Source organism: Streptomyces sp. NPDC127197, from assembly GCF_042672405.1.
In the GTDB taxonomy this organism is placed as follows: domain Bacteria; phylum Actinomycetota; class Actinomycetes; order Streptomycetales; family Streptomycetaceae; genus Streptomyces; species Streptomyces flavusporus.
In genome coordinates, this window is the sequence record NZ_JBHXVG010000011.1 from 169,567 (window position 1) to 193,749 (window position 24,183).

General features: G+C 68.6%; 23 protein-coding genes, 1 tRNA gene and 1 riboswitch. Of the genes, 18 read left to right on the forward strand and 6 right to left on the reverse strand.

Going from position 1 to position 24,183, the window contains the following annotated elements; all coding sequences use genetic code 11:
• Positions 1-166: 166 nt before the first annotated feature.
• The 9 genes from ACFVJQ_RS19625 (at position 167) to ACFVJQ_RS19665 (ending at position 8,874) form a co-directional block, all read left to right on the forward strand.
• Positions 167-1,165 carry a transglycosylase family protein gene (locus tag ACFVJQ_RS19625; RefSeq protein ID WP_385513606.1) on the forward strand — a complete coding sequence of 333 codons (999 nt, stop codon included), beginning with the start codon at positions 167-169 and terminating at the stop codon, positions 1,163-1,165.
• A gap of 182 nt (positions 1,166-1,347) precedes the next feature.
• A riboswitch (cyclic di-AMP (ydaO/yuaA leader) is annotated at positions 1,348-1,516 on the forward strand.
• Between the two features lie 4 nt (positions 1,517-1,520).
• The gene (locus ACFVJQ_RS19630) at positions 1,521-2,216 is read left to right on the forward strand and encodes a transglycosylase family protein (RefSeq protein ID WP_385513605.1); all 696 of its coding nucleotides are present in this window, start codon (positions 1,521-1,523) and stop codon (positions 2,214-2,216) included.
• A gap of 353 nt (positions 2,217-2,569) precedes the next feature.
• On the forward strand, positions 2,570-3,850 hold the full coding sequence (gene eno, locus ACFVJQ_RS19635; protein ID WP_224738658.1) for a phosphopyruvate hydratase: 1,281 nt from the start codon (positions 2,570-2,572) through the stop codon (positions 3,848-3,850).
• Positions 3,851-3,943: 93 nt separating this feature from the next.
• Positions 3,944-4,420 carry a septum formation initiator family protein gene (locus ACFVJQ_RS19640; RefSeq protein WP_385513604.1) on the forward strand — a complete coding sequence of 159 codons (477 nt, stop codon included), beginning with the start codon at positions 3,944-3,946 and terminating at the stop codon, positions 4,418-4,420.
• A gap of 19 nt (positions 4,421-4,439) precedes the next feature.
• Entirely contained in the window at positions 4,440-4,973 is a 534-nt protein-coding gene (locus ACFVJQ_RS19645) for a DUF501 domain-containing protein (RefSeq protein WP_385513603.1), read from the forward strand.
• Entirely contained in the window at positions 4,970-5,911 is a 942-nt protein-coding gene (locus tag ACFVJQ_RS19650; protein ID WP_385785400.1) for an exopolyphosphatase, read from the forward strand. The genes ACFVJQ_RS19645 and ACFVJQ_RS19650 overlap by 4 nt, the downstream gene beginning before the upstream one ends.
• Before the next feature lie 16 nt (positions 5,912-5,927).
• The gene (locus ACFVJQ_RS19655; RefSeq protein ID WP_385785403.1) at positions 5,928-6,587 is read left to right on the forward strand and encodes a hypothetical protein; all 660 of its coding nucleotides are present in this window, start codon (positions 5,928-5,930) and stop codon (positions 6,585-6,587) included.
• A gap of 495 nt (positions 6,588-7,082) precedes the next feature.
• Entirely contained in the window at positions 7,083-8,465 is a 1,383-nt protein-coding gene (locus ACFVJQ_RS19660; RefSeq protein ID WP_385513600.1) for an NAD(P)/FAD-dependent oxidoreductase, read from the forward strand.
• A 217-nt stretch (positions 8,466-8,682) separates the two neighbouring features.
• The gene (locus ACFVJQ_RS19665) at positions 8,683-8,874 is read left to right on the forward strand and encodes a hypothetical protein (RefSeq protein WP_385785405.1); all 192 of its coding nucleotides are present in this window, start codon (positions 8,683-8,685) and stop codon (positions 8,872-8,874) included.
• Positions 8,875-10,560: 1,686 nt separating this feature from the next.
• Here ACFVJQ_RS19665 and ACFVJQ_RS19670 read toward each other — a convergent pair.
• Positions 10,561-10,767 carry a DUF397 domain-containing protein gene (locus ACFVJQ_RS19670; protein ID WP_385785407.1) on the reverse strand — a complete coding sequence of 69 codons (207 nt, stop codon included), beginning with the start codon at positions 10,765-10,767 and terminating at the stop codon, positions 10,561-10,563.
• Positions 10,764-11,606, reverse strand: a complete 843-nt coding sequence (locus ACFVJQ_RS19675; RefSeq protein ID WP_385785410.1) for a helix-turn-helix domain-containing protein — start codon at positions 11,604-11,606, stop codon at positions 10,764-10,766. Before ACFVJQ_RS19675 ends, ACFVJQ_RS19670 begins: the two co-directional genes overlap by 4 nt.
• A gap of 419 nt (positions 11,607-12,025) precedes the next feature.
• Between ACFVJQ_RS19675 and ACFVJQ_RS19680 the strand changes: the two genes are divergently transcribed.
• The 4 genes from ACFVJQ_RS19680 to ACFVJQ_RS19695 all read left to right on the forward strand — a co-directional run bounded on the left by ACFVJQ_RS19680 (position 12,026) and on the right by ACFVJQ_RS19695 (position 15,197).
• The gene (locus ACFVJQ_RS19680) at positions 12,026-12,256 is read left to right on the forward strand and encodes a hypothetical protein (RefSeq protein WP_385785412.1); all 231 of its coding nucleotides are present in this window, start codon (positions 12,026-12,028) and stop codon (positions 12,254-12,256) included.
• Complete coding sequence (locus tag ACFVJQ_RS19685; protein WP_385785415.1) at positions 12,253-13,044, forward strand: ATP-binding protein; 792 nt, start codon at positions 12,253-12,255, stop codon at positions 13,042-13,044. Before ACFVJQ_RS19680 ends, ACFVJQ_RS19685 begins: the two co-directional genes overlap by 4 nt.
• Before the next feature lie 129 nt (positions 13,045-13,173).
• Complete coding sequence (locus ACFVJQ_RS19690; protein WP_385785418.1) at positions 13,174-13,788, forward strand: Uma2 family endonuclease; 615 nt, start codon at positions 13,174-13,176, stop codon at positions 13,786-13,788.
• Positions 13,789-13,907: 119 nt separating this feature from the next.
• The gene (locus tag ACFVJQ_RS19695) at positions 13,908-15,197 is read left to right on the forward strand and encodes a class I SAM-dependent methyltransferase (protein ID WP_385513592.1); all 1,290 of its coding nucleotides are present in this window, start codon (positions 13,908-13,910) and stop codon (positions 15,195-15,197) included.
• Positions 15,198-15,271: 74 nt separating this feature from the next.
• Here the strand turns inward: ACFVJQ_RS19695 and ACFVJQ_RS19700 are convergent, their stop codons facing one another.
• A complete protein-coding gene (locus ACFVJQ_RS19700) occupies positions 15,272-17,800 on the reverse strand; it encodes an ABC transporter permease (protein WP_385785421.1) in 2,529 nt (842 codons plus the stop codon).
• A gap of 37 nt (positions 17,801-17,837) precedes the next feature.
• Complete coding sequence (locus ACFVJQ_RS19705; protein ID WP_385513590.1) at positions 17,838-18,608, reverse strand: ABC transporter ATP-binding protein; 771 nt, start codon at positions 18,606-18,608, stop codon at positions 17,838-17,840.
• A 410-nt stretch (positions 18,609-19,018) separates the two neighbouring features.
• Between ACFVJQ_RS19705 and ACFVJQ_RS19710 the strand changes: the two genes are divergently transcribed.
• The 4 genes from ACFVJQ_RS19710 to ACFVJQ_RS19725 all read left to right on the forward strand — a co-directional run bounded on the left by ACFVJQ_RS19710 (position 19,019) and on the right by ACFVJQ_RS19725 (position 22,296).
• Positions 19,019-19,101: transfer RNA gene (locus ACFVJQ_RS19710), tRNA-Leu, on the forward strand.
• Positions 19,102-19,284: 183 nt separating this feature from the next.
• Complete coding sequence (locus ACFVJQ_RS19715) at positions 19,285-19,827, forward strand: DoxX family protein (protein ID WP_385513589.1); 543 nt, start codon at positions 19,285-19,287, stop codon at positions 19,825-19,827.
• 190 nt (positions 19,828-20,017) lie between these two features.
• Complete coding sequence (locus ACFVJQ_RS19720) at positions 20,018-21,193, forward strand: 4-hydroxybenzoate 3-monooxygenase (protein WP_385513588.1); 1,176 nt, start codon at positions 20,018-20,020, stop codon at positions 21,191-21,193.
• A 203-nt stretch (positions 21,194-21,396) separates the two neighbouring features.
• Entirely contained in the window at positions 21,397-22,296 is a 900-nt protein-coding gene (locus ACFVJQ_RS19725) for a Bax inhibitor-1/YccA family protein (RefSeq protein ID WP_385513587.1), read from the forward strand.
• Positions 22,297-22,399: 103 nt separating this feature from the next.
• Here the strand turns inward: ACFVJQ_RS19725 and ACFVJQ_RS19730 are convergent, their stop codons facing one another.
• Positions 22,400-22,627: a DUF4287 domain-containing protein gene (locus ACFVJQ_RS19730; RefSeq protein ID WP_129799881.1), complete on the reverse strand. Its 228-nt coding sequence runs from the start codon at positions 22,625-22,627 to the stop codon at positions 22,400-22,402.
• A 103-nt stretch (positions 22,628-22,730) separates the two neighbouring features.
• Here ACFVJQ_RS19730 and ACFVJQ_RS19735 point away from each other — a divergent pair, with 103 nt between their 5' ends.
• Positions 22,731-23,042: a hypothetical protein gene (locus tag ACFVJQ_RS19735; RefSeq protein WP_385513586.1), complete on the forward strand. Its 312-nt coding sequence runs from the start codon at positions 22,731-22,733 to the stop codon at positions 23,040-23,042.
• An 88-nt stretch (positions 23,043-23,130) separates the two neighbouring features.
• Here the strand turns inward: ACFVJQ_RS19735 and ACFVJQ_RS19740 are convergent, their stop codons facing one another.
• Positions 23,131-23,910 carry a hypothetical protein gene (locus ACFVJQ_RS19740; protein WP_385513585.1) on the reverse strand — a complete coding sequence of 260 codons (780 nt, stop codon included), beginning with the start codon at positions 23,908-23,910 and terminating at the stop codon, positions 23,131-23,133.
• Between the last annotated feature and the right edge of the window lie 273 nt (positions 23,911-24,183).

The following is a 24,183-nucleotide window of genomic DNA, read 5'->3' on the forward strand; positions in this document are numbered from 1 at the left end:
CACTCCGGCACCGAAAACGTGACACGACCTCAACTCTGTGATCTTCACGTGATCTGCGCGGCATTAACTTGTGACAAGTGATCGACTGCCGATACGTTCACCCAGCAGCGCGACGTCGAACACCAGTCGCCGCGCCGGTCACTGCTGTCTCGTGAAAGGTCCCCGCATGCTCTCCGGGAACGGTCGTCACCGTCGCCCCCGCCAGGCTCCGGCCCTCGTGGTCGCGGCCGGCGTGACCGGGTCCGCCATCGCCATCCCACTCCTCGGCGCCACCGGCGCGAGCGCGGCCAGCGGCACGACGTGGGACCGGGTGGCGGAGTGTGAGAGCGGCGGCTCCTGGAGCGCCAACTCGGGCGACGGGTACTACGGCGGGCTGCAACTGTCCCAGGAGGACTGGGAGCGGTACGGCGGCCTCGCGTACGCGGCCCGCGCCGACCAGGCCAGCCGTTCGCAGCAGATTGCCGTCGCCGAGCGGATTCTCGCGGACCAGGGTGTGGGCGCATGGGGCACCTGCGGGCTCACCGCCGGTCTCAACGCCGACAAGGGTTCGGCCGACGTGGACACGGGCGTGGCCGGTGACACCTCGTCGGACACTTCCGAGAGCCTGCGCAACTCGCTCGGCTTGTCCAACTCGTCTGGTTCCTCCAGCTCGTCCGATTCGTCTGATTCGGCAGAGTCTTCGCCTGAATCCACCGCGTCATCCCCGTCGTCTGACTCGTCATCGAATGCGACGGATGGTTCCGCGAGCCCGACGCCCACCGACTCCACCCCGGACAACTCTCAGGAATCCGATAGCTCACCCACAGCGGCCCCGAAGGCCACCGAATCGGACAACTCGGGGCAGACTGAAGGTGATTCCGGTCTGGTCGACACCGGTACGGGCAAGCATCGCGGCGACAGCGCCGACGAGGATGCCACCGGCGCTCGTACGACCGAGTCCTCGGGCCGCCACGCCTCGCGCGACAGCGCCTCCGCGCGCGATGCCGCCGACGGGTCGTACACCGTGCGCGAGGGGGACAGCCTCTGGGGCATCGCCGACTCCCTTGGCGTCCAAGGGGGATGGTCCGTGCTCTATGCGGACAACAAGGAGATCGTCGGCGCCGACCCCAACCACATCATCCCCGGTCAGACGCTGGATGTCGGGGTCGAACCGGGCGAAAAGTAGCGGGAGTTCACGTCATGCTTCGCGCCTAATGTCCGGTTTGGTGAAAGTGTGGGATGAGTCTCAGAGGCCCTGATCCTCTTTGAAATTCCGCCAATCGCGTGTCTACGGTCATGACCGCTCGCCAACGCGAGCCCCGGCTGCCGCAACGCCGAATCCTGCCAGCGGCCGTTCGGGAACAGTCGTCGCGTCAAGCGCCGTAGGCAGGAGCGGGGGACCCAAGGTAAGCGCCGCACCGGACAGTTGAGCCGGTACGGCTTGGGGTGAAGTCACGCCTCCCCACAGGGGCGTGGCCGGGCAACTCAACCGGCCCGAACCCGACAGCTCACCTCGCAGGCGTCGGTGAGGGGATCTCTCCATGCTGTTTTCCGGCAAGGGCAAGCACCGTCGTCCGTCCAAGGCCGCTCGCGCCATAGCCGTCGTCGGCGTCACCGGCGCCGCCGCCGTCGCCGCCCCGCTGATGGCGGCCGGCAGTGCCTCCGCCGCCACCGCCTCCGAGTGGGACGCCGTCGCCCAGTGCGAGTCGGGCGGCAATTGGTCCATCAACACCGGCAACGGCTACTACGGCGGTCTGCAGTTCTCCGCCTCCACCTGGGCCGCGTACGGCGGCACGCAGTACGCCGCCACGGCCGACCAGGCCACCAAGGCGCAGCAGATTCAGATCGCCGAGAAGGTGCTCGCGGGTCAGGGCAAGGGTGCCTGGCCGCACTGCGGCACGGGCCTGTCGAACGCCACGTACACCGGCGGTGGCGCGAGTGACTCCTCCCCGGAGGGCTCCTCGCAGAGCAGCACCGAGACCACCACCCGCTCGACCGAGCAGCAGCCGGCCTCCCGTTCGCAGGAGCGCCCGGCGCAGAAGACCGTCACCACCCCGACCGGTGAGAAGGTCGAGAAGGGCGACGGCGAGTACAAGGTCGTCACCGGCGACACCCTCAGCACCATCGCCGCGGAGCACGACGTCAAGGGCGGCTGGGAGAAGCTGTTCCAGCTGAACAAGGACATCGTCGAGGACGCCGACCTCATCTACCCGGGTCAGCAGCTGCACCTGAAGTGATCCGGATCCACCCGGGTCGGCAGCTTCGCCTGACCTGAAGTGATCCGGGCTTCGCAGACCCCCGTGAGGGTCCCCCGTCCCCACGGGCCCCGCCCCGGTGCGTGTTCCCCCGTACGCGCCGGGGCGGGTCTTTTGTGTCACCGCTCGCGCCTCGTTCTTCGCTCGGGGCCCTCGTTCTTCGCTCGGGCCCTCATTCTTGAGGAACCGTCTTTGTTCCGTTCGGAAACAATTTACGATCGGTTTCGTCCACGGGGTGGGCGACCGGCTGGCCGATCCCACGGAGCCGGTTAGGCTCATCTCGCAGAGCCGCTGCGGTCCTGCTAAACCGCGTCACATCCACGAAGGAGATGCTCGTGCCGTCCATCGACGTCGTCGTAGCCCGGGAAATCCTGGACTCCCGAGGCAACCCCACGGTCGAGGTCGAGGTCGGCCTCGACGACGGCAGCACGGGTCGTGCCGCCGTCCCGTCCGGCGCCTCCACGGGCGCCTTCGAGGCCATCGAGCTCCGCGACGGCGACCCCAACCGCTACCAGGGCAAGGGCGTCGAGAAGGCCGTCCTGGCCGTCATCGAGCAGATCGGCCCTGAGCTGGTCGGCTACGACGCCACCGAGCAGCGCCTGATCGACCAGGCGATGTTCGACCTCGACGCCACCGACAACAAGGGCTCCCTCGGCGCCAACGCCATCCTCGGCGTCTCGCTCGCCGTTGCGCACGCCGCCTCCGAGGCCAGCGACCTGCCGCTCTTCCGCTACCTGGGCGGCCCGAACGCGCACCTGCTGCCGGTGCCGATGATGAACATCCTGAACGGCGGCTCGCACGCCGACTCCAACGTGGACATCCAGGAGTTCATGATCGCCCCGATCGGCGCGGAGTCCTTCTCCGAGGCCCTGCGCTGGGGCACCGAGGTCTACCACACCCTCAAGAAGGTCTTGAAGAGCAAGGGCCTGGCCACCGGCCTCGGCGACGAGGGCGGCTTCGCCCCGAACCTCGGCTCCAACCGCGAGGCCCTCGACCTCATCCTCGAGGCGATCAAGGAGGCCGGCTACACCCCCGGCGAGCAGATCGCCCTCGCGCTCGACGTCGCCGCGTCCGAGTTCTACAAGGACGGCTCCTACCTCTTCGAGGGCAAGGCGCGCTCGGCCGCCGAGATGACCGAGTACTACGCCGAGCTGGTCGACGCCTACCCGCTGGTCTCCATCGAGGACCCGCTGTTCGAGGACGACTGGGAGGGCTGGAAGACCATCACCGCCAAGCTCGGTGACAAGGTCCAGCTCGTCGGCGACGACCTGTTCGTCACCAACCCCGAGCGCCTGGCCAAGGGCATCGAGGAGGGCGCCGCCAACGCCCTGCTGGTCAAGGTCAACCAGATCGGCTCGCTGACCGAGACCCTGGACGCCGTCGAGCTCGCCCAGCGCAACGGCTTCAAGTGCATGATGTCCCACCGCTCCGGCGAGACCGAGGACGTCACCATCGCCGACCTGGCCGTCGCCACCAACTGCGGCCAGATCAAGACCGGCGCCCCGGCCCGCTCCGAGCGCGTCGCCAAGTACAACCAGCTGCTGCGCATCGAGGAGATCCTCGACGACGCCGCGGTGTACGCCGGCCGCTCGGCGTTCCCCCGCTTCAAGGGCTGAGCAGGGCCCTGTAGGAAGCGTCGTACGTACGTCCCCGTACTCGGTCCCGTACCGTGTGCGGGGACGTACGCGCGTGTGTGACGGGAGTGGGAGATGGCCGCCAGGGACCGGGACCGTTTCTCCACCACGACCAGGATCCGGCTGCTCGGCGAGCAGACGGCCGCCCGCGTCTACCGCTCCCAGACCCGCCGCCAGGCCCGCCGCTCCCGGCTGACCGGCCGCGCAGCGCTGCTCGCGCTCGTCGTCTGCTCGCTGGTGGTCGCCCTCGCCTATCCGATAAGGCAGTACGTCGCCCAGCGCGCCGACATTGCCGACCTCCAGCGGCAGCAGGAACAGGCCCGGCAGCGGGTCGAGGAACTGCGCGACCTCAAGGCACGCTGGCAGGACGACGCGTACGCGGAGCAGCAGATCCGGGAGCGACTGCACTATGTGATGCCGGGGGAGACCGGTTACGTCGTGATCGACCCGGACGCGGCCGAGCAGTCGCACGCCGACTCCGGGGCGGCCGACCGCCCCTGGTACGCGAACGTCTGGGACGGCGTCGACAAGTCCGACGCCTCCGACCAGTGACCACAAGAGAAAGAACGTCATGGAAACCCCCCCGCCGCCCACCCCGCGCACCGAGCCCACCGACGCGGACGTCGAGGCCTTCAAGCAGCAGCTCGGCCGGCCGCCGCGCGGGCTGCGCGCCATCGCGCACCGGTGCCCGTGCGGGCAGCCGGACGTCGTGGAGACGGCCCCGCGGCTGCCCGACGGCACGCCCTTCCCGACGCTGTACTACCTGACCTGCCCCAAGGCGTCCTCGGCGATCGGCACCCTGGAGGCGAACGGCGTGATGAAGGAGATGACGGCCCGCCTGGAGACCGACCCCGAGCTCGCCGCCGCCTACCGCGCCGCGCACGAGGACTACATCCGGCGCCGGGACGAGATCGAGGAGCTGAAGGGCTTCCCGAGCGCCGGCGGCATGCCGGACCGGGTGAAGTGCCTGCACGTCCTGGTCGCCCACTCGCTGGCCGCCGGACCCGGCGTGAACCCCCTCGGCGACGAGGCCCTCGCCATGCTGCCGGAGTGGTGGCGCAAGGGCGCCTGTGTGACCGTCACGAACGAGGAGAACGACCAGTGACCCGAGTGGCCGCCATCGACTGCGGCACGAACTCCATCCGGCTGTTGGTCGCCGACGCCGACCCGGCCACGGGCGAACTCGTCGACCTGGACCGTCGCATGACGATCGTGCGGCTCGGCCAGGGCGTCGACCGCACCGGCCGCCTGGCGCCCGAGGCGCTGGAGCGGACCTTCGCGGCCTGCCGCGAGTACGCCGCGATCATCAAGGAGCACGGCGCGGAACGGCTCCGCTTCGTCGCCACCTCCGCCTCCCGGGACGCCGAGAACCGGGACGACTTCGTGCGCGGCGTCATGGACATTCTGGGCGTCGAGCCCGAGGTCATCACCGGGGATCAGGAGGCCGAGTTCTCCTTCACCGGCGCGACCAGGGAACTGGCAGAACACGACCATCTCCCCAAGCCCTACCTCGTCGTGGACATCGGCGGCGGCTCGACCGAGTTCGTCGTCGGCGAGGACCACGTCCGCGCGGCGCGCTCGGTCGACGTCGGCTGTGTGCGGATGACCGAACGGCACCTGGTCCGCGACGGCGTGGTCTCCGACCCGCCGACCGAGGAGCAGATCGCCGCGATGCGGGCGGACATCGAGGCGGCCCTCGACCTCGCCGAGGAGACGGTGCCGCTGCGCGAGGCGCACACGCTGGTCGGCCTGGCCGGCTCGGTGACGACGGTGTCGGCGATCGCGCAGAACCTGCCCGAGTACGACTCGGCCCGCATCCACCACTCCCGTGTCTCCCACGACAGGGTCCGCGAGATCACCGACTGGCTGCTGCACTCCACCCACGCCGAACGCGCGGCCGTCCCCTCCATGCATCCGGGGCGGGTGGACGTCATCGCCGCGGGGGCTCTCGTCCTGCTGTCGATCATGGAACGGATCGGCGCGGAGGAGGTCGTCGTGAGCGAGCACGACATCCTCGACGGCATCGCGTGGTCCGTTGCGTGAACTGCAGCGGCCGGCCGTGACTTCCTATACCGGCGCCGTCTTCAACAACGGGATGGTGGCGAGGCTCGTCGACATCCTCGCCTCGGCACGCGAACGAGGCGGGACGGCACCGTTCGCCGACGAGATCGCACGCATCAACCGAACACTGGACAGCTGCGCCACAGCGAGGTGGGCCATGCCGAGCGCCACGCTGGCAGCCCTCCTCGACCTCATCGCCGAGGAGCTGAAGACATCCCCGGACCAGGATCTGCCGCCAGGCTTCCTCACGAGGCTGGATGCGGCCGCCGGGGATCAGGACCGGCTGGAGTTCCTGACCCACACGGCCTCATCGCTTCGCACGTCGAAGCGAGAAGGGATCGCCCGCTTCGAGGAACTCCCGATGTCTTCCTGGGAGGCGGAGCTGCGGTACGCCCGCCTGCGGGACTTCTCCTGGTGGGTCGAGTCGGATGAGTACGAGACCTTCGAAGCAGGCGTGCTCGCCGGTGTGACCAGCGAGCATCCAGGAGGCTGCGCGCACCGGCTCCCTCCCCTGATCGCGGAGCTGCACGCGGCTCTGCTGCTCGACAAGGACACCCGCTCCGCCGCCTGTCTCCGGTCCGTGGTCCCCTGGGCCACGCCGACGATCCTGCGGGAAGTCCTGCGGGCCGCCTCCTCCCACCTCCTTGAAGCGCACTGAGGCCTGGCGGCGCGTGGTCGGTGACGCAGGTCGCTCGGGCAGGGTGGTCCGGGTCTCGTTTGCTACTGGCCAGTAGTCATCAGTTGAGCAGGTCGGCTAGCGTATGAGCTCATCCGAAGGGCCTCCGTGAGCCCCTTCGCGACGCCCCGTCGGAAAACTTCGTGAAGTTCTTCACAAGGAATTGGGCCCTGTCGGAGGGCGGAAAGGGCCCGGTTGCCCCTTCCAGGGGCCCAACAGCCCTTGAACGCGTTCAGAAGGCTGCTGTAGGGGCGTACTGGAAGGCTCTCGCGGAAGCGTGTTTCGACCGGCTCACAGGGGGGCCGGCGACCCAGAGAGGCAGCTCACGCGGCATTGACAACGGGTCGCACCGCCCCTCGGTTCCCGGGCGTGACCATGACCTGCGTCACGCGGGCCGGGGAGTGTAACACAGGGCATGCAGGAGCTTGTGAAGGGGCGCACGAACTACCCCCCTGAGGCGGGTGGATACTCGATGGCATGAGCACCACGGAGCGTCCCAGGATCCTCGTAGTAGGCGGTGGGTACGTAGGCCTGTACGCAGCTCGGCGCATTCTCAAGAAGATGCGCTACGGCGAGGCGACCGTCACGGTCGTCGACCCCCGGTCGTACATGACCTACCAGCCCTTCCTCCCCGAAACCGCCGCCGGCAACATCTCCCCGCGACACGTCGTCGTCCCGCTGCGACGCGTGCTCCCCAAGGCGGAGGTGCTCACCGGCCGGGTCACCACCATCGACCAGGACCGCAAGGTCGCCACGATCTCCCCGCTGGTCGGTGAAGCGTACGAGCTCCCCTTCGACTACCTCGTCGTCGCGCTCGGCGCGGTCTCCCGCACCTTCCCGATCCCCGGCCTCGCCGAGCAGGGCATCGGTATGAAGGGCATCGAGGAGGCCATCGGTCTGCGCAACCACGTCCTCGAGCAGCTCGACAAGGCCGACTCCACCACCGACGAGGAGATCCGCCGCAAGGCGCTCACCTTCGTGTTCATCGGCGGTGGCTTCGCGGGTGCGGAGACCATCGGCGAGGTCGAGGACATGGCCCGCGACGCGGCGAAGTACTACAACAACGTGTCCCGTGAGGACATGCGCTTCATCCTCGTCGACGCCGCCGACAAGATCCTCCCCGAGGTCGGCCCCAAGCTCGGCCAGTACGGCAAGGAGCACCTGGAGAGCCGCGGCGTCGAGATCTACCTGTCCACCTCCATGGACTCCTGCATCGACGGCCACGTGGTGCTGAAGAACGGCCTCGAGGTCGACTCCAACACCATCGTGTGGACCGCGGGCGTCAAGCCGAACCCGGTCCTGGCCCGCTACGGCCTCCCCCTTGGCCCGCGCGGCCACGTCGACACGGCGGCGACCCTCCAGGTCCAGGGCACCGACTACATCTGGGCCGCGGGCGACAACGCCCAGGTCCCGGACCTCGTCGGCCGCAAGGCCGGCAACGAGAACGCCTGGTGCCCGCCGAACGCCCAGCACGCCCTCCGCCAGGCCAAGGTCCTCGGCGACAACGTGATCTCCGGCATGCGGGGCTTCCCGCAGAAGGAGTACTCCCACGCCAACAAGGGCGCGGTGGCCGGGCTCGGCCTCCACAAGGGCGTCGCGATGATCGTCATGGGCAAGATGAAGATCAAGCTCAAGGGCCGTCTCGCCTGGTACATGCACCGTGGCTACCACGGCATGGCCATGCCGACCTGGAACCGCAAGATCCGGGTCCTCGCCGACTGGACGCTGGGCATGTTCCTCAAGCGCGAGGTCGTCGCCCTCGGCGCGCTGGAGTCCCCGCGCGAGGAGTTCTACGAGGCGGCCAAGCCCGCGCCGGTCGCTGCCGCGACCAAGACGGAGGAGAAGGCCAAGGCCTCCTGACCTCCGGTCACTTGAACACCCCGAAGGGGCCACCCGCCGTCCGTGGTGCGGGTGGTCCCTTCGGCGTTTGCTCAGTCAAGTCACCGGCATGAGCCGGGCGTACTGCCTGGGTGAATCGAGTACGAGCGCCCATGTGCCTGTTCAGCCCGTGCAGTTGGGTGGAGCACATGGGGACAACAGACCGAACGCTGCCGTGCCGCGTGCGTTGATCTCGACCGTGATTACGCTCCCGGCAAGCTTCCTGGCCTTCTTCTTCGGCGGGCTCACTCCCATAGCCTGCGACTCCTGCAACGGGGCGGAGGCCGAGCGTTTCAACCAGAGCTTCGACACGGCCTTCGCGGTCCTCCAGATGGGCCTCGCGGCCTCCTCCACCTGGCTGCCGGTCAGCTGGTGGCCAAGGAACGAGTAGAACACAATCCGCCGCGGCGCCTTCGCGGCACTGGCGCCGAACACCGTGTTGGCACTCGAGGTGAGTTGAGACTTCGAACACCTCCCTCAACGGCACGGGAGCCTCGTGCGTTGCGGACCCGATCCCCTCACCCGATCAGTGGCCACGCTGAAAGAGCTCCTTGACTCCGTGCTAAGGAGAAGAGGGGCCGCGGACGGGTCCCAAGCCGCGCACGGTGCAGTCCCGGACGACCTGGCCATGCCGGTGTCGGCAGCAGAAGACCCCGGGGCTGTGACGGCCCGGCGTCCTACGCTGAGGCTTCACCGATCGCACGCACTTCAGCCGCCTGTTCCGGGGCCACCTACGGGATACCGCGGGACTACAGAAATCTGCTGCCCAAGGCATGCGCGAATCGTCAACAATTCTGCACGGAATGACAAGGCCGGGTGCTGTCCTGTTCGGCATCGTGGATGCCGAACACCGAAACAGTCCTCATCCATGCCTTCGCCCAGGCCGCTGAGCCGTCGGCGCAGAACACGGTGTGGTTACTTAAGGGAGGGGAAATATGAGAGGCGACAATACATCAACCCGTACCAGGGGCTCCCGGAGTCTGCGGCACGCCGGGTACACGGCTGCAGTGGGGCTCGCCACTGGAAGCCTGATTCTCGCGACCAGTTCTGTGGCGAACGCAGCGGAGCTGACCAGATACAGCGGTAATTCCTGTGGGGTCGCCTTCCTCGACTACAACTACAGCCTTGAATCAGGTGGCACCTACCATATTAATTACGGGGGGAACTTTGGTTGGTACTCCGGGCGGCCGACATGTGGAAACTGGGACGACCCGTACGAGCCCGTGCTTCAATGGAAAGGTACGCGGTGGGGACAGTCTTTCGGGCCGACAGTGGCTCCTAACGGGTACGACGATGACGGCTGGATCGAGAACTTCTCAGGTTCGGGGTTCAATGATGTGAGATTCCGTGTGTGCAACCGGAACACGGACACCGGATATATCGGTACGTGCGGTAGCTTCTGACGCAGCCGGGCCGGAGTGCTACTTGTCGGGTGGTGGCAGCGGTGGCCGCCGGGAACGTGTTTGAGTTCGCGGTAGTCGCACTCGACGCGCCAGCGCATCTTGGCCCATCGCACCAGGTTGGCGATCGGGGTGCAGGGGGGCCAGTCGGTCGTTGCCGAGGAACCGGACGTCGCCGAACACCTCCCAGGGGTGCGCCCGTCGGTGACCTTCGTCAGCAGCACGCCGAGAAGCCTGCTGGTGTCGTCGGCGAACTTCCACCAATCGTCGTCCTCGATGCCCGTGTCGGCGATCAGGAGGGTGAGGTTGCGGATGCTGTACTTCCGTGCGACGCGGACGGCGACTGCGAGGGACCCGATGCCGCCGCTGAACTGGACGACGTGTCGCCGGACGGTGAGGCGTCCCCCGGCCGGGGGACGTCTGCAGGGACATGGGCGGAGCTCCCTCTCGTGAGGTGAGCCGGTGGAACCGTCGGCCAGGCGTTGCCGCACCTGGCCGACGGGTTGAGCATCGGTGCGGGACCAGGAGGGGCCCGGACCGCGGTGAGGGGTGGATCAGGCGGCCAGGGCCAGGCTGGGAAGCAGCCGTTCGCCGGGGAGCCGTAGCCCATGGTGAGTGGTGGTCCGTAGCTCGCCGATGGTGCGAAATGGGCGCAGAGATCTCGCAGCCGAGACTCGTCAGCCCTGTGCAATGGCTTCGACAAACACGGCAAATGCGTCAGCACTCACGGCGAGTCCGCGCCGGCCAGGAATCTTGGAATCGCGTATGCCCACCCACGCCGGGACGACGTGGGAAACCTCCACGCACTCGTTGTCTGCTGCGCTGTAACTGCTCTTGAACCAGCCTGCTGCTGCGAACTGGTCAGAGGTCGGCGTCTCGTTCATCGTGCGAGCTCCTGTCGTGCTGCGGCCAGCAGCTCGAGGCTGACCGACGTGTCGGCCGCTTGCGATCGCAGGTAGTCAAACATGAGTTTGTAGCTCTGCACATCGGCGGGAGCGTCGAGATAGAGCCCACGCTTGTGGAGTTCGAGATAGACGACGTTCATGCTGTCGAGCGGGTCGCCTTCGTCATCGCGGCCGAGGATCAAGAAGTGTCCGCCTGAGCCGGCCGCGTGTGCGCCCGCGGTGAACCGGAGCACCTGGATGTCCACGTTGGGACGCTGCGCCATGGCATGAAGATGGTCGATTTGCTCGACCATCACGTCGGTGCCGCCGACGCGGCGCCTGAGGACCGCGTCGTCGAGTACCACCCACAGGTGCAGTGCGGGGGAGCGTTTCAGGATGGTCTGACGCTTGATGCGGGCGTCCACTTTGCTTGCGATGACGTCGGCTTCGGTGCGGATGTCCTGTGCTTCGTGCAGGGCGAGTGCGTAACGCGGGGTCTGGAGCAGGCCCGGTACCAGTGAGTTCGCGAAGACGTGCTCGTATTCGGCGACATCCTCGAAGGACATCAGCGGATCCATGACCTCCGGCACGGCTGGATGGTCCATCCACCAACCATTCTCCTGGTTGCGGACGAGTTGGATCAGCGTGTCCAGCTCTTGGGGGGTGGCGCCGCACGTATCGGCAATCGCTCTCACTGTGGGGATCCTCAGCTTGGCGCGGTCTTGCCATGTCTCGTACCGGTTCACGGTCCCGACGGAAACCCCCGCGCGCTTGCCCACTTCGGACTGCGTGAGGCCGGCCCGGGTGCGAAGTGCCTTGAGCCCACGGGCGATCTGCATGCGGCCAGCGGGTCCCGCTGATCCTCGTACGGTCACCGTCTCGTCTCCCACTTGGCCGTCGTCGTTGCTGATCCCTTGTTCTGCGGAGCGGCATGCAGAGCGTACGCAGCGCCGGTGCTCACAGCTCCCGCCTTGAAGTTCACCTTGTCGGGGGAGAGTTGAGCCAATCGACCCTCGAAGGTTGAAATTCAATGGCAGCATACTCAACGAACGCGGTGCGTGATGAGTCGGTCGCCAATCGTGATGAACGGCGTTGCGTGTGTACAGAGTGCCGCGGGTCGCATCTCGCCAAAGGAGTCCTCATGCGACGACTGATCAGGCAACTCGTCAACCGGACACGGCTGTTCCTCACACCAGTCGGCCGCCATCGAGCGAAGTGCCTGCCGCCTCCGGTCCACCCGCCACGGGCCGTTCGCTCCTTGGCTCTTCATGCAGAGCCGTCCCGTCCGACCCTCGCATCGAGCGTCCGACGCTGGTACGAGCCCATCGACGGCACCTCCACGCCCCTCGTCCGCCCCTACCTCACCGCCCACGAACGCGAGGAGAAGGCCCGCCTCCAGCGCCTGCGCCGCGACACCCTCTGGTGTGCCACGTACGGTGTCGACCTCGATGCTCGTGACATCCACGCCGTACTGGGAGCGGCGTCATGAGTGAGGAAGCGGACCGCGTACGACTCCTGCCCTGGACCGCCGCACACGGTCAGCCCTGTCTGCTGCTCACGGACGGCGACGGCGGCCCCGCCTCCCGGCTTGCCGACCGGATCGAGGACGTGCAGCTCGGGCTCGCGGAGCGACTGCTGGGGCGTGCGCGTGAGGTGCTTCCTGGGTGTGGCCCAGGTGGTGGCGCGGAATGCGCCGGTCTCGCCGGTCAGTTGGCGGATGCGCTCCAGGACGTGTTGCTCATCGCCGTATCGCGGGGTGCCCTGCTCGCCAGGGATCGGCGGGCCCGAGAGGGCCGGCCGGCCTCCGCGTCGTTGCCGACTGTCCTTCACGACGCACTGGCGCACAGCCCCACCGAATCCCGCGCATTCGGTCTGCTCACACTCCGCGGTCGCGACCTCGCCTCCGCAAGCGCCGCCCGGCGCTACGTACGCGAGACGGCCCGGTCGTGGGGTCTGCCGGCCGGTACGACGGACGATCTGGAAACGATCACCGGAGAGCTCGTCGCCAACGCGTTGGAGCACACCGACAGCCGCACCATCACGGTCACCTGTGCTCTCACCTCCCGGATGGTCACGATCAGCGTCACCGACGAGGGCAACGGGTACGCGCCGATGCCGTCCCCGGGCACGGCAGGGCTGCCAGTCCTGGAGCAGGAGCACGGCCGCGGACTGCTGATCACCGCCGCACTGGCCGACCGGTGGGGAACGCGGCGGGCGGGTAGGGGGCTGACCGTCTGGGCCGATGTTGTCGTCGCTGGTGCGGATGCTGCCGGATGACCGTGCCAAGGACGGGGGGTCTGGCCCCGGAGCCCGAAGAGTCCTGACGTCACTCTTTGTAATGACGATCATCCATTCCGGCGGCTACCGTGGATGGGCAGGCCGAGAATCCCGCCCATGGGAGGAATCATGACCGCCGAGCCCCTCGCCGAGCCGACCTCCGAGCCCGGCTGCCGCTGGCCGGTGCCGCCCCGGGACGGATACACCGTGGACGACCTGTTCACGTTGCCCGACCTCCCGCCGCACACCGAGCTGATCGACGGGAGCCTGGTTTTCGTGAGTCCGCAGCGGGATTTCCACAGCACCATGATCGACCTTCTGGTGACCGGCCTGCGCCGTACGGTTCCCAGGGAGCTGAAGGTCCGCCGCGAGATGACCGTCGTCCTGGACCGCCGCAACGGCCCCGAGCCCGACATCTCCGTCGTCCGCGCCGAAGCCGTCACCAGCAGGGAGCAGACCCGCTTCCAGGCCGCCGACGTCTTGCTCGCCGCCGAGGTCGTCTCCCCCGACTCCGAAGCCCGCGACCGCGACACCAAGCCCCACAAGTACGCCGGCGCCGGCATCCCGTACTTCTGGCTGGTCGAGATGACCGGTGCGCACCAGCGCCCCGTCGTGCGGACGTACGAGCTCGACCCCGTGTCCAAGACGTACGCCCTCACCGGCACTCACCGCGACCGGCTCAAGCTCGACGACCCGTACGACATCGACATCGACATCACACCGGACGCGCTCGACGAACTCTGACAGCTCCCCCCTGACAGGGGTTTGCTCAGCCGTAACGCGCGTGGGGGACTGCCAGCAAGCCCCGCAGGTGCTTACGTGGTGTTGGACATTCCGGGATGACCGTCACGGAGGTGTGCGCCATGGCTGACGCCGCGCCGCGGCTGAAGGGGCTGCTCGAACAGGTGCTGGGAACTCCGATCCCGGTGCGCATCCGCGCCTGGGACGGTACGCAGGCGGGCCCGCCGGGCGCGCCGGTGCTCGTCGTACGCAACCGGCGGGCCCTGCGCCGGCTGTTGTGGAAACCGGGCGAACTCGGCCTCGCCCGCGCCTGGGTCGCCGGGGACGTCGATGTGGACGGTGATCTGTACACCGCCCTCGACCTGCTCGCCGGGCTGATCTGGGAGCGCGATGAGGACGCCCGCGGTCTCGCCGAGGCGTTGCGCGAACCCGAGGTGCGCGCCGCCGTCCGCGGCCTGGTGCGGCTGGCCGGGCCCGCGTTGCCGCCCGCCCCGCCCCGGGAGGAGGTCCGCAGACGCCGTCATCTGCACACCCGGCGCAGCGACAGGCGGGCCATCAGCCACCACTACGACGTCGGCAACGACTTCTACGAGCTCGTGCTGGGCCCGTCGATGGTCTACTCGTGCGCCTATTGGGAGGACGCCGGCACTCTCGAGGACGCCCAGCGCGACAAGCTCGAACTCATCTGCCGCAAGCTCGCCCTGAAGCCGGATCAGCGGCTTCTCGACGTCGGCTGCGGCTGGGGTTCGATGGCCATCCACGCCGCCCGCGAGCACGGCGTGAGCGTCGTCGGCATCACGCTGTCGCAGGAGCAGGCGGCGTACGCCCGTAAGCGCGTCGCCGACGAGGGGCTCACCGACATGGTCGAGATCCGGGTGCAGGACTACCGGGACGTCGGCGACGGGCCGTACGACGCGATCTCGTCCATCGGCATGGCCGAGCACGTCGGCGCCCAGCGCTATCTGGAGTACGCCGACGTCCTGCACCGCCTCCTCAAGCCGGGCGGCCGGCTGCTCAATCACCAGATCGCGCGTCGCCCGCACCGCGAGGAGTCGACCTACCACGTGGACGAGTTCATCGACTCCTACGTCTTCCCGGACGGCGAGCTCCAGCCCATCGGCATCACCGTCACCCAGCTGGAGCGGGCCGGCTTCGAGGTGCGGGACGTCGAGTCGATCCGGGAGCACTACGCCCTCACCCTGCGCCGCTGGGTCGCCAACCTGGAGGCCGACTGGGCGCGCGCGGTCAAGCTGACCAGCCCCGGTCGCGCCCGCGTCTGGCGGCTGTACATGGCGGCGTCCGCGCTGTCCTTCGAACGCAACCGCATCGGCGTCAACCAGGTACTGGCGGTCAGAACGCCCGAGTCCGGCGCCTCCGGGATGCCGCTGCGGGCGCGTACCTGGAATGCCTGACAACGACCGACGACGAAGGGCCCCGCTTCCCGGAGGAAGCGGGGCCCTCAGCGTCGTACCGAATCCTCGACCGGCTATTCGGACTTGATCGCGCTGAGCATGTTCAGGCGGGCCGCGCGGCGGGCCGGCCACAGGGCCGCCAGGACCCCGACCGTGGCCGCGAGGAGCAGGAAGACGGCCATCCGGGTCCACGGCAGGACCAGTTCGTACGTCGCCATCGTCGACGCCAGCAGTTCACCGGCCGCCCAGCCGAAGAACACGCCCAGGCCGATGCCGAGCACACCGCCGAACAGGGAGATCACCAGGGACTCCAGGCGGACCATCCGCTTGATGCCCTTGCGGTCCAGGCCGATCGCGCGGAGCATGCCGATCTCCTGCGAGCGCTCGAAGACCGACATGGCCAGGGTGTTGATGACACCCAGGACCGCGACGATCACCGCCATGGCGAGCAGGCCGTACAGCATGTTCAGCATCAACGTGAACATCTGGGCGATCTCGTTGGATATGTCCTTCTTGTCCTGGACCTTGATGGCCGGGTTGGAGCCGAGGGCCTCCTCCAGCCGGTCCTTCGTGGCGCCGGACGGGCCGTCGGACGTCTTGACCATGACCTGCATGTCGGTCGGGTCCGCCACATGCGGGGTGAGGGTCGCGTTGTCGAGCATGATGCCGCGGATCATCTCGTTGCCCTCGTAGACCCCGGCCACCGTCAGCTGCCGCTTCTTGCCGTCCTCGAACGAGGCGGTGAAGGTCGAGCCGGCCTTCCAGCCGTGCGACGCGGCGGTGTCGTCGTCCACGACGACGTCCGTGCCGCCGACCTTGAAGGTGCCGTCGTCGACCTTGAGGTCGGTCAGCTCGCCGATCGTGCCGCCGGTGACGCCGGTGAGGTACTCGGTCTCGCCGTCGATGCGCGAAGGCGCGTTGCGCAGCGGGCTGGTGGCGGTGACGCCGTCGGTGGCCTTCAGCTTCCGGTCGACGTCGGGAGAGAGGGTGTTGCCGTTCGCCATGGAGACGACGTAGTCCGCGCTGAGCGCCGACGAGGCCATCTTGTCGATCGACTGCTGCAGGCTGCCCGCCATCACCGTCATGCCGGTGATCAGGGTGAGGCCGATCATCAGCGCGGAGGCGGTGGCGGCGGTACGGCGCGGGTTGCGCACCGAGTTCTGGCGGGCGAGCTTGCCCGACACCCCGAAGATCCGCAGCACCGGGGCCGCGGCCGCGATCAGCGGGCGGGACAGCAGCGGGGTCAGGATGAACACGCCGATGATCAGCAGCACCGCGCCCATTCCCATCGGGGCCTGGCCGTCCGAACCGCCCATCGTCGTCGCCGCGAGGATCACGGCGACGCCGGCCGCGGAGAACAGGGCGCCGATCGTGTTGCGCAGCACCAGCGACTTCACGGTCGCCTGGGCGTGCACGCTGCTCATCGCCGCGACCGGTGGGATCTTGGCCGCTCGGCGGCCCGGCAGCCATGCCGCCAGCATGGTGACGAGGATGCCGACCGCGAGAGCGGCGCCGATCGTGCCGGGGGAGATCACCAGCGGTCCGGCGGGGACCGTGGCGTCGAGCGCGCCCATCAGGGAGCGCAGTCCGGCGCCGATGCCGACGCCGGCGATCAGGCCGGTCACGGCGGCGACCGCGCCCACCACGAACGCCTCGATCAGCACCGACCGGGTGACCTGCTTGCGCGAGGCACCGACCGCCCGCAGCAGCGCCAGCTCCTTGGTGCGCTGGGCGACCAGCATGGTGAAGGTGTTGGCGATGATGAACGTGCCGACGAAGAGCGCGATGCCCGCGAACACCAGCAGGCCCTGCTTCAGACCGCTCATCGACGAGGCGATCATCTCCGCCTGGTCGTCGGCGAGCTGCTTGCCGGTGGTGGTCTCGACGACGTCCTTCGGCAGCGCCTTGTCCAGTTCGGCCTTCAGTGCGGCCTGGGTGACGCCCGCCTTCGCCGTCACGTCGATCTCGTCGTACGTGCCCGTCTTGCCGAACAGCTGCTGGGCGGTGGCGGTGTCGAAGAGGGCCAGGCTGCCGCCGGCGGCGACATTGCCGTCGTCGGTGGTGAAGATGCCGGTGATCTTCGGGGTGAGGACCGGGCCGTCGACCGAGAGGCGCAGGCTGTCGCCCACCTGGTAACCGGCGCGCCGTGCGGTCTCCGAGTCGATGGCGACCTCGTCCTTGCCGTGCGGGGCGGCGCCGGACTTCAGCGGGTACCGGGGGTCCTTGTCACCCCAGTAGTTGCCGCCCTGCGACTGGAAGCCGCCGCCGATGAGCTTGCCGTCCTTGTCGGCGATGGCGGTGAAGCCGCTCACGACACCGGTGGCGGAGGCGGCCCCCGGCACCTTCGCGGCGTCGTCGAGGAGGGCCTGGGTCAGTTCGGGGGTCCTGCCGATCGTGTCGCCGGTGTCCTCCCGGCCCTCGGCCGTCACGGCCACGTCGACGTGGCCGAAGCCCTTGGCGGAGCTCTTCTGGTAGGCGTCCGAGATGGTGTTGGTGAAGACCAGCGTCCCCGACACGAACGCCACGCCGAGCATCACGGCGAGCACGGTCATCAGGAGCCGGGCCTTGTGCGCGAGTACGTTGCGCAGGGCGGTGCGGAACATGGGAAGTCTCAGTTCTCAGTGTGAGGGTGAGGGGGCGTCAGCTGGTGCGGCCCTTGGCGTCGAACTGCTTCATGCGGTCCAGGACCGAGTCCGCCGTCGGCCCGTACACCTCGTCCACGATCCGGCCGTCCGCCAGGAACACCACCCGGTCCGCGTACGCCGCGGCCACCGGGTCGTGGGTGACCATCACCACCGTCTGCCCCAGCTCCCGTACGGAGTTGCGCAGGAAGCCCAGGACCTCGGCGCCGGAACGGGAGTCGAGGTTTCCGGTGGGCTCGTCACCGAAGATGATCTCGGGCCGGGAGGCGAGGGCGCGGGCGACGGCGACGCGCTGCTGCTGGCCGCCGGAGAGCTGGGAGGGACGGTGACCGAGCCGGTCGGCGAGGCCCACCATCCCGATGACGGTGTCGAGCCACTGCTTGTCCGGCTTGCGGCCCGCGATGTCCATCGGGAGGGTGATGTTCTCCAGGGCGGTCAGTGTCGGCAGCAGGTTGAACGCCTGGAAGATGAAGCCGATCTTGTCGCGGCGCAGCTTGGTGAGCTGCTTGTCCTTCAGGGAGCCCAGCTCGGTGTCGCCGATGCGCACGGAACCGGAGGAGAAGGTGTCGAGACCGGCCACGCAGTGCATCAGGGTGGACTTGCCGGAGCCGGAGGGGCCCATGATCGCGGTGAACTCGGCCTGCCGGAAGTCGACGGAGACCCGGTCCAGGGCGACCACCTGGGTCTCGCCCTGTCCGTAGATCTTCGAGAGATCCGTGGCGCGTGCGGCCACGGCGGTGGCCCGGTCGGCGACGGGTGTGGTGGTCACGGAAAGGTGCTCCTGTCGGACGACGGTGTGGGGATGCGATCCATCGTCTCGGCCGTACGGCGCCCTGTAGTCACCCGCTGTTCCGGTTCCGAAGGCAGACTGCGGTCGGACCGTGGGTGCCGGTGTCATACCTGGGGATGACGGACGACCCCGAGGGGACGCCGCGTCGAGCCCGATGCGGAGGCCTTGTCGAGAACGGGTGGATCCCCCTCGTTCGGGCGGTGAAATTCCGTCATTCCGCATGCGCGGCCGACTGTCGCACGCAAGGCTATTGGCAAGTGCTGACGGCGCTTACCCAGTGCTGATGCACCCTCAGACGTCAATAAAATAAGACAACATCGGTCCGTGCTTCCGCTGTTCGGGGGAAGCGTCCCGATAGGCTCGGAACCTCGATGCGGAGTCCATGGCCTGCCCGGATGGTGGAATGCAGACACGGCGAGCTTAAACCTCGCTGCCCCTTGCGGGCGTACCGGTTCAAGTCCGGTTCCGGGCACTTCCGCCTGCACGACGTCCGGGCGAGAGCCCCCGCTGTCCCTCCCCGCGATCGGACGCCGGTCGGGCTGCACCCGGGGCGGTGAGCGGGGAGTATCGGTGGTGAGGGTGGTGTGAGCCGACGCGCTCCCCCCGAGGCGTCGACACCGTTCGCCGCCCGGCATCCCACGGGAGGGAGCCGACCATGAACATGCCCGGTACGCGTACCTCCGCCGACGCCAGCGCCCGCCCCGCGCCGCGGGTGGTGAGCGCCGGCGATGTCGGCATACTCCTGCTGCGGCTGGCAGTGGGTGTGATCCTGGCCGGCAGTGGAGCCCAGAAGCTGTTCGGCTGGTTCGGCGGGGCGGGCCTGGACGCCACGGGGAAGTACTTCACCGATCTCGGCTACGACCCCGGTGTCTTCTTCGCCGGCCTGGCGGGCGTCTCCGAAGTCCTCGGCGGGCTGGGGCTGGCCGTCGGCCTGCTGACCCCGCTCGCCGCGGCGGCCGCGGTCGGGGTCATGATCAACGCGATGGCGGTCGCGCCCGACGTGACGCTGTGGTCTGCCGAGGGCCCGGCCTTCGCCTACCCCATGATCTTCGCCGTCGCCGCGCTCACCATCGCTGCGGTGGGTCCGGGGCGTCTGTCGCTCGACGCGTTCTTCCCCTGGCGGGACGGTGGGTGGGTGCCCGCGGCGGTCGCGCTGGTCCTCGGCGTCGCCGGGGGAGTCGTCATCCTGGCGCTGTAGTTTCCCGCCCTGCCGCTTTCATCGGGGACTGCTGCCCCTCCTGTCGGCGACTTCAGTGCGGGGCCGTTGACACTCGGCTGACGGGAGCGGAGACTCATAACCGAAAATTGGTGAAGTAATTTTCACTATACGAACAATCGTCCATGGCTGAAACGACGCGGCAAAGACGCCCACCCGAAGGGAACGCCCGATGCGCACCACCGTCGGCATCATCGGAGCCGGCCCCGCCGGCCTGCTCCTCGCGCGGCTGCTCCACAACGCCGGTATCGGATCGGTCGTCCTGGAGAGCCGGGACCGTGCGTACGTCGAGCGGCGGCAGCGGGCCGGGATCCTGGAGCAGGGAACGGTGGACGTACTGCGTGCGGCCGGGGCCGCGGAACGCATGGACCGGGAAGGGCTGCGGCACGACGGCATCGAACTGCGCTTCGACCGCCGCCGTCACCGCATCGACTTCCCCGCCCTGACCGCCGGGCGCTCCGTGATGGTCTACGCCCAGACGGAGGTCTGCAAGGACCTCATCGCCCTTCAGCTCAAGGAGGGCGGGCCGTTGTTGTTCGAGGCGGAGGCGCTCGCCGTCGAGGGTGCCGAGAGCGAGCGGCCGTGCGTGCGCTTCCGGTACGAGGGACGCGAGGACGTCCTCGAGTGCGACTACGTCGTCGGGTGCGACGGGTTCTGGGGTGTCTCCCGCACAGCGGTGCCGGCCGCCCTGTCCCAGGTCTTCGAACGGACGTACCCGTTCGGGTGGCTCGGCGTCCTCGCCGACGTACCGCCCTCGCACGACGAGCTCGTCTACGCCCGCCACGACCGCGGCTTCGCCCTGCTGTCCATGCGCTCCCCGTCCGTCTCCCGCCTCTACCTCCAGGTGCCCGAGGGGACCGACGCCGAGGACTGGAGCGACGACGAGATCTGGGCGGAGCTGGAACAGCGCTTCGAGACCGCCGACGGCTGGCGCCTGGAACGCGGGCCCATCACCCAGAAGTCGGTCACGCCGATGCGTTCCTTCGTCCACGAGCCGATGCGGCACGGCCGCCTCTTCCTCGCCGGCGACGCCGCGCACATCGTGCCGCCGACCGGCGCCAAGGGGCTCAACCTGGCCGTCGGGGACGTCGTCACCTTCGCTCGGGCCCTGACGTACGAGAAGGAGACGGGATCCACCGAGCTGCTGGACGCCTACTCGGAGACCTGTCTGCGCCGGGTCTGGCAGGCCGAGCGGTTCAGCTACGACATGACGACGCTTCTGCACCGCGCACCCGGCGCCACGCCCTTCGAGGAGCGGCTGCAGCTCGCCCGGCTGGCGCGCATCACCTCGTCCCGCGCCGCCGAGACCGACCTCGCCGAGGCATACACGGGCTTCCCCCACGACTGATCAGCGGCCGGTGATCACCGGCCGGTTCCGGCCATGTTCCGAGTTCGTCATGAATGAGGCCCTCGGCTGCCGGGAATCACGGACCCGGCTAGCGTGTTGGCCAGCACGAGGAGGGAAAGATCCTCCCCAAGCACTAGGGTCATTCCTTTGCCTGTCCATTACTCTTGAGCCAAGGCTACGCAGGGTGGCCATGGAGGAGTGAAATGAGGAGCAGCAACCCGGTCTTCTCGCGACGGGGGTTCAGCCGCGACAACGGCTACGCGGGCTTCAACACCGCGCCGCAGGCCGGGGGCGCAGCTGTGGGCACACAGGGCAACCCGTACGCGCAGCCCAGCGCCGGCAACCCCTACGCCCAGAACCCTTACGCCCAGAACCCCTACGCCCAGCAGGACCTTCAGTACGGCGCGCCGCCGCAGGCACCGGTCACCACCGACCGGATGACGATGGACGACGTCGTCATGCGCTCGGCGATGACGCTGGGCACGGTCGTCGTCGGTGCCGTGCTCGCCTGGGCCGTGCTGCCGGTGTCGTCCAGCAGCTTCGGCCTGGCGATCGGTGCCGCGCTCATCGCCTTCGTCCTGGCGATGGTCCAGTCGTTCAAGCGCACCGCCTCGCCCGCGCTGATCCTGTCGTACGCCGCCTTCGAGGGCGTCTTCCTCGGCGTGATCAGCGAGATGTACAACAGCCAGTGGTCCGGCGCGCCCTTCCAGGCCGTGCTCGGCACCATGGCGGTCTCGGCCGCGACGCTGCTCATCTACAAGGCCGGCTGGATCCGCGTCACCGCGCGCTACGCCCGCATCGGCATGGCCATCGCCATCGCCTTCGTCCTGGTCATGGCGGTCAACCTGCTGCTCGTCGCGTTCGGCGTCGCCGAGGACGGCGGACTGCGCAGCATGGGCCCGCTCGGTGCGATCGTCGGCATCATCGCGATCGTGCTCGGCGCGTTCTTCCTGACCCTCGACTTCAAGCAGATCGAGGACGGCATCGCCTACGGTGCGCCCCGCAAGGAGGCCTGGCTGGCCGCGTTCGGCCTGACCATGACCCTGGTGTGGATCTACGTCGAGATGCTGCGGCTGGTCGCCATCTTCAGCGGCGACGACTGATCGACGCGGCGCGCTCCGCTGATGAGCGCGTGAGTGTGAAAGGGCCCCGGGTTCCCCTCCCGGGGCCCTTCGTCGTGTCCGGTGGGTTGACGGTGGTGCGCGCTCAGAGCAGTTTGCGCGCGGCCCTCCTCAGGTCGTACTCGTGAATGATCGCCTTGGCGTGGCCGTACGCGAGATTGTGCTCGTGGCGCAGCCAGCTGACCTTCTCCTCGAAGCGGAGAGCGGGGCCTTCTTCGACGGTGCGCAGCCAGTCGGCGACTTCACGACCGGTGCAGTGAGGGATACGAGCGAGCAGATTGCGATGGGTCTCCTCGGAGAAGACTTGGGACATCGGCGCCTCCGGACGCAATCGGGTGTAAGCCGGTCCTTCAGGTCACCGTGCCTGAGCGTTCGCCCGTTGGCAACAGTGCGGGAGCTGCGCGTAGTCTCGCGGCGTGGTGGATACGACGCGTCTGATCGGTGCGGTGGACCAATTTGCTGATCGGTTGAGGGCGGCGCCGCAGAGTCGGTTGCAGCGGGGGGCTGCCGCGGAGGCGCTGGCGCTGGCCCGGCGGTTGGCTGAGTGGGCGCAGGCTTTGGAAGAGCCGGGTGCTGAACCTCGTGAGATGCCGGATGCCGGGATGTTTGCGGCCGCGGATCAGATCACCGTTGCGGGGCGGGATTTGGCGGTTGTGTTGACCAGTGAGGCTGAGGTGGAAGAGGCCGTGCGGGTGGTGGGGGAGGCGCAGAAGCGGGCGGGGGTGTGAGGTTCGCCGGCGGGTGCGGGTTCGTTGTGGTTGATCGCGCAGTTCCCCGCGCCCCTATCGGGGCGCTTCCCACGCCCGGCGTTCCCGATCAGAAGGACGCTATGACCCTGTCCGCCAGGATGTAGACGTTTTCCTCGCCGCACGCGAACGTCAGGGTGTAGGCGCCTGAGATGCCTGAGCCGCCCAGGAGGTACGGGGATTCGCCGGAGTGGAGGGCGGTGGCCAGGCGGTCGGCGGTTTCGCGGTGGCCGGGGGTCATGCACAGGGTCGTGCCGTTGGCGAAGACGTAGACGTCGAGGGTGCCCAGCGGGCCGGGGCGGACGTCGGTCAGTTCGACGCGGGAGGCGGCCAGTTCCTCGAGGGTTTCGACCGTGCGCTCATGGTCGTTCACGACCGGTGAGGCGGTCGGCGTGAAGTCCGGGTGAGAGGGGTGGCGGCGGCGGGCCGCTGCCAGCTCCGGGGACTCCCCGGCGAACTCGTCGACCTCGGGGCTCGGCTCGGACACCGGCTCCAGCGGCTCCAGGGCCGCGAAATCGGCCTGTCGCGGGAGGAAGAGGTCGCTGTCCGTCAGGCCCAGCAGTGACGGTGCGTCGGAGACGTCACGCGCCTCCTGGGCGGCCCAGAAGGCGCGCGCCTCGGCCAGCTCCCGCTCCCGCTCCTCGGCCAGCGCCTCGGCCACGGCCGCGCGTATCTCGTCGGCATCGGCGGCCGTGCGGGCGGCGGGCACGAGGGTGCGCACGGCGGCGCGGCCCTCAGCGAGCTCGGCGTGCAGGTTCGCGACCTGGCGGCGCAGCTGCAGGAGGGTGCGCAGGACGGCGACGCCCACGGCGCCCGTGGCGGCCGTGGTGACCAGCAAGGCGATCGGCATGGGGCTCACTGACGTACTCCCGGTTCAAGGTCGACCCCCGACTTCCTACATCAGCTTGATGGGTGAACTAACCAGCTGTCAGTGCGTAACGTCACGAAACGGACAGGGAATTCTGTCTGACGTTTCTGGCGGGGATGCGCTGACCTGCGGTGATCCCTGTTGCGAGGGAGATAGGTCACATCCTGGGGGAGATTGGGTCACAAACCGGCCCAGAACCCCGGTGGTGACGAGGTTCTGGGCCGGTGGGTGACGCCGGGTGCCGGTGCGGCTACC

Coding starts and splice junctions, on each gene's coding strand:
- ACFVJQ_RS19695 (WP_385513592.1), top strand. CDS start 13,908: ATGGCTGACGCCGCGCCGCGGCTGAAGGGGCTGCTCGAACAGGTGCTG.
- ACFVJQ_RS19660 (WP_385513600.1), top strand. CDS start 7,083: ATGAGCACCACGGAGCGTCCCAGGATCCTCGTAGTAGGCGGTGGGTAC.
- ACFVJQ_RS19630 (WP_385513605.1), top strand. CDS start 1,521: ATGCTGTTTTCCGGCAAGGGCAAGCACCGTCGTCCGTCCAAGGCCGCT.
- ACFVJQ_RS19645 (WP_385513603.1), top strand. CDS start 4,440: ATGGAAACCCCCCCGCCGCCCACCCCGCGCACCGAGCCCACCGACGCG.
- ACFVJQ_RS19640 (WP_385513604.1), top strand. CDS start 3,944: ATGGCCGCCAGGGACCGGGACCGTTTCTCCACCACGACCAGGATCCGG.
- ACFVJQ_RS19625 (WP_385513606.1), top strand. CDS start 167: ATGCTCTCCGGGAACGGTCGTCACCGTCGCCCCCGCCAGGCTCCGGCC.
- ACFVJQ_RS19730 (WP_129799881.1), bottom strand. CDS start 22,627: ATGTCCCAAGTCTTCTCCGAGGAGACCCATCGCAATCTGCTCGCTCGT.
- ACFVJQ_RS19720 (WP_385513588.1), top strand. CDS start 20,018: ATGCGCACCACCGTCGGCATCATCGGAGCCGGCCCCGCCGGCCTGCTC.
- ACFVJQ_RS19690 (WP_385785418.1), top strand. CDS start 13,174: ATGACCGCCGAGCCCCTCGCCGAGCCGACCTCCGAGCCCGGCTGCCGC.
- ACFVJQ_RS19670 (WP_385785407.1), bottom strand. CDS start 10,767: ATGAACGAGACGCCGACCTCTGACCAGTTCGCAGCAGCAGGCTGGTTC.
- ACFVJQ_RS19740 (WP_385513585.1), bottom strand. CDS start 23,910: ATGCCGATCGCCTTGCTGGTCACCACGGCCGCCACGGGCGCCGTGGGC.
- ACFVJQ_RS19700 (WP_385785421.1), bottom strand. CDS start 17,800: ATGTTCCGCACCGCCCTGCGCAACGTACTCGCGCACAAGGCCCGGCTC.
- ACFVJQ_RS19675 (WP_385785410.1), bottom strand. CDS start 11,606: ATGCAGATCGCCCGTGGGCTCAAGGCACTTCGCACCCGGGCCGGCCTC.
- ACFVJQ_RS19715 (WP_385513589.1), top strand. CDS start 19,285: ATGAACATGCCCGGTACGCGTACCTCCGCCGACGCCAGCGCCCGCCCC.
- ACFVJQ_RS19725 (WP_385513587.1), top strand. CDS start 21,397: ATGAGGAGCAGCAACCCGGTCTTCTCGCGACGGGGGTTCAGCCGCGAC.
- ACFVJQ_RS19685 (WP_385785415.1), top strand. CDS start 12,253: ATGAGTGAGGAAGCGGACCGCGTACGACTCCTGCCCTGGACCGCCGCA.